Raw genomic sequence first — 3,724 nt, forward strand, 5'->3', positions numbered from 1 at the left:
TATAGTCAGGACGTATTATGAGGTTTTGAATAAACCTATATATGCTGTGAAAGAGACAATCGGAATAGAATAAACATGAAAATTCTTATGATCGCCCCTACTCCATTTTTTGCTGATAGAGGATGCCACGTAAGGATTTTAGAAGAAACAAAAGCCCTGTTATCTTTAGGCAACCAGGTTACTACCTGCACATATCATAATGGGATAGATATTCAGGGAATAGATATTCGACGTATTCCAAAGATCCCCTGGTATAATAAGCTTGAGGCAGGACCATCTTATCATATGCTTTATCTTGATTTACTTTTACTATTTAAATCGTTGAATTGCGTTCAAAGGAGCAAGCCCGATATTATTCATGCTCATCTGCATGAGGGCGCCTTTATTGGAACTTTCTGTTCTTCATTAATGAATATTCCTTTAGTTGCAGACATGCAAGGAAGTTTAAGCAATGAAATGTTAGACCATGGATTTCTTAAAAAAGATAGCTTTATTTACAGAGGTATACATCTGTTTGAAAGAGCGTTAAACAGGTTTCCAGACGCTATTTTGGTAAGTTCAAATAGAATGGGTGATATTCTAAAGAGTGAATTCAATTATGCAGAAGATAAGATATTTGTTGTAGAAGACGGGGTAAATACAGAGGTTTTTCGCCCTGATATTGAAGTTACATCTCTTCGAAAATCACTAGGGATACCTGTAGGCAAAAAGATAGTTGTATTTCTTGGATTGCTTAATGAATATCAGGGTATTGACTATTTATTAAAAGCAATTCCATTAGTTTTAAAGAAATTCAAAGATGTTCATTTTCTAATTATGGGTTATCCGAATGTAGAAAAATACCAGAAAATTGCCATAGAACTGGGGATAAAAGACTTTGTGACTTTCACAGGAAAGATCGATTATAGCAGGGCAAATGAATATTTAGCTCTGGGGGATATTGCAGTATCTCCAAAAATATCTGAAACAGAGTCCAACGGTAAAATTTATAATTATATGGCCTCTGGACTCCCTACAGTAGTATTTGATAATGAAGTAAATAGAGACATATTAGACAATTTAGGTTTATATGCAACCCCAAAGAATTATTATTCTCTGGCTGATAAAATTTGTACGGTTCTTATGGACGAAGAATTCTCAAAAAGGCTTGCCATAGAAGTTCGTGAAAAGGCTGTAAGAGACTATTCATGGAAAAGAACAGGTGAGAAAATAATGAGTGTTTATAGAAGACTTCTGATAAATAATTGATCAAAATGATATGAAAAGAGATGTAGATAGACTATCTAATAAAATATATGATTTGCTGGTCATAGGTGGTGGTATTTACGGATCCACAGTTGCATGGGATGCTGCATCAAGAGGGTTATCAGTAGCATTATTAGACAAAGGTGATTTTGGGGGAAAAACTTCTTCAAACAGCCAGAAAATAATCCATGGAGGTCTAAGATATATTCAACATGGTGACATCAGCAGGATGCGAGAATCTATACGTGAAAGAGTGAACATGATGCGAATCGCACCACATTTGGTGCATCCAATGCCTTGTTTGATACCAACCTATGGTCGATTCATGAGATATGCTATGTTTCTAGCAATGAATATCTATGATATTTTAAGCTTAGATATCAAAAATTTGAAAGATCCTCAGAAACATATCCCCAGGGGTAAGATCATTTCTAAAGAGGAATGTCTTAGAATGGTTCCTGGTATTAAAAAAGAGGAGCTGACTGGGGGTGTGATCTGGTATGATGCACAGGTCTACAATACTGAGCGTATGGTTCTTTCATATATTCAGTCTGCTGAAAAAGCTGGAGCTGATGTGGCTAATTATGTTGAAGTGGTAGGTTTTTTAAAAAACGGAAGTCGTATAGAAGGAGTAAAAACCAGAGATTCACTTGACGGAACAGAAAGAGAGGTTCGGGCAAAAATTGTTTTAAATGCAAGTGGGCCATGGGTGGATCAGGTTTTGGATCTTGTGGAAACGCATGATTGCAGAATCCTTTTATCTAAAATGATGATTCTGGTTGTTGATCGCCAATTTGCAAAGAATTATGCATTTGGAATTCCATTCAAGACGAAATATAAGGATGATGACGCCATTGTAAACAAGAACTACCGTTTCCTATTTATTACACCATGGAGAGGTTATTCTTTAGTTGGAGCTATGCAACAGTTGTATTGCGGCAGTCCAGATTATTATAAGGTAAATGAGGACGATATTCAGAACTTCATTGAAGAAGTAAATAATGCTTTACCATATGCTTCGCTTACACGCAAGGATGTTTCATTTTATTATGGGGGTCTACTACCCATTGATAAAGTTAATCCAGACGGAGATATTAAAGTAACTAAACGTTATAAAATTTTGGACCATGAGGTAGAAGGGATCAATGGATTGATCTCAATTGTGGGAGTTAAATATACAACAGCCAGGGATGTGGCTTCGAAGGTAACTGATCTAATCTTTAAGAAACTTGAAAAGAAACCACCCAAATGTACCACCATGGAAACCCAAATTCATGGAGGAGAAATAGTAGAATTTAATGATTTTATTGAAAATGCGATTGAAAATAGACCTCATGAATTAAGTGAAGATATAATCCGGCATCTTGTCTATAATTATGGTTCTGAATATATAAATATACTAAAATATATTGATGAGAATCCCATTTTGGGTCAGAGGATAACTGATAATTCGTATGTTATTAAAGGTGAAATACTTCATGGGATCAGGGAAGAGATGGCACAAAAGTTATCCGATGTTGTTTTAAGGCGCACCGAGTTGGGCACTGCAGGACATCCGGGTGAAGAATGCCTGAAAACATGCGCCGATATAATGGCAAAAGAGTTAGGATGGAATAAAGTTAAAATTCAAGAAGAATTAAAAGACGTGAGAAAAATATATGCGGTTTGAGCTTATTAAGAAAGGATTATGAAAGTTTTTGTAACAGGCGGGACGGGATTTACAGGTGGTCATCTTGTCCGAAGGTTAGTAAAAGAGGGGCATGATGTAGGGGTACTTGCAAGAAAAACAAGCAACACTCAACTGCTTGAAAAACATGGAGTCGAAATAATTACTGGAGATATAACTGACAAGGACATGGTAAAGAAAGCAGTCAATGGTTTTGATAGGGTTTACCATATTGCAGCGATGTACCGAGAGGGGGGTGGAATTTCTGAAAAGCCATTTTGGGATGTAAATGTTGAAGGTACTAAGAATATGCTGGAAGCTTCAGTTCATGCAAATGTGGATCGTTTTATCCACTGCAGTACTGGCGGCGTTCATGGTAATATCTCAAAACCACCGGCAAATGAAAGCTATCCCTACAACCCCGGAGATGTATATCAAAAATCAAAACTTGAGGGAGAGAAACTCGCTTTAGATTACTTTGCCAGAGGACTTCCTGGAGTTGTAATACGGCCAACAGGTATTTACGGGCCAGGTGATCTCAGGTTCCTTAAATTATTTAAGTCCATCCAGACCGGAAAGTTCGTGATGATCGGAAACGGGGAAGTGTTATATCACCTTGTTTATATAGATGACCTGGTAGAAGGGTTTGTGCTATGTGGTAAAAAGGATATTGCAGTTGGACAAACGTATATAATTGGAGGAGAACGATATATATCACTGAACAAGCTTGTTGAAATAATTGCTAATTCATTGGGGGTAAAAGAGCCAAAAATTCGCTTCCCTTTTTTCTGGCCGGTATGGTCTGCAGCTCTA

General features: G+C 36.9%; 3 protein-coding genes. All 3 read left to right on the forward strand.

The window, feature by feature from the left end; genetic code table 11:
• The first annotated feature begins 75 nt into the window (after positions 1 to 75).
• Positions 76 to 1,248, forward strand: coding sequence for a glycosyltransferase family 4 protein (locus IBX40_11905; GenBank protein ID MBE0525015.1), 1,173 nt, complete (start codon positions 76 to 78; stop codon positions 1,246 to 1,248).
• 10 nt (positions 1,249 to 1,258) lie between these two features.
• A complete protein-coding gene (locus IBX40_11910) occupies positions 1,259 to 2,914 on the forward strand; it encodes a glycerol-3-phosphate dehydrogenase/oxidase (protein MBE0525016.1) in 1,656 nt (551 codons plus the stop codon).
• Between the two features lie 18 nt (positions 2,915 to 2,932).
• The coding region (locus IBX40_11915; GenBank protein MBE0525017.1) for an SDR family NAD(P)-dependent oxidoreductase at positions 2,933 to 3,724 on the forward strand (792 nt) is incomplete at its 3' end.

It is taken from the genome of Methanosarcinales archaeon (assembly GCA_014859725.1).
Taxonomy (GTDB): Archaea; Halobacteriota; Methanosarcinia; order Methanosarcinales; family Methanocomedenaceae; genus Kmv04.

What these genes read in the sequence shown, in the direction of transcription:
- IBX40_11910 (MBE0525016.1), top strand. Translation starts at nt 1,259, where the DNA reads ATGAAAAGAGATGTAGATAGACTATCTAATAAAATATATGATTTGCTG.
- IBX40_11905 (MBE0525015.1), top strand. Translation starts at nt 76, where the DNA reads ATGAAAATTCTTATGATCGCCCCTACTCCATTTTTTGCTGATAGAGGA.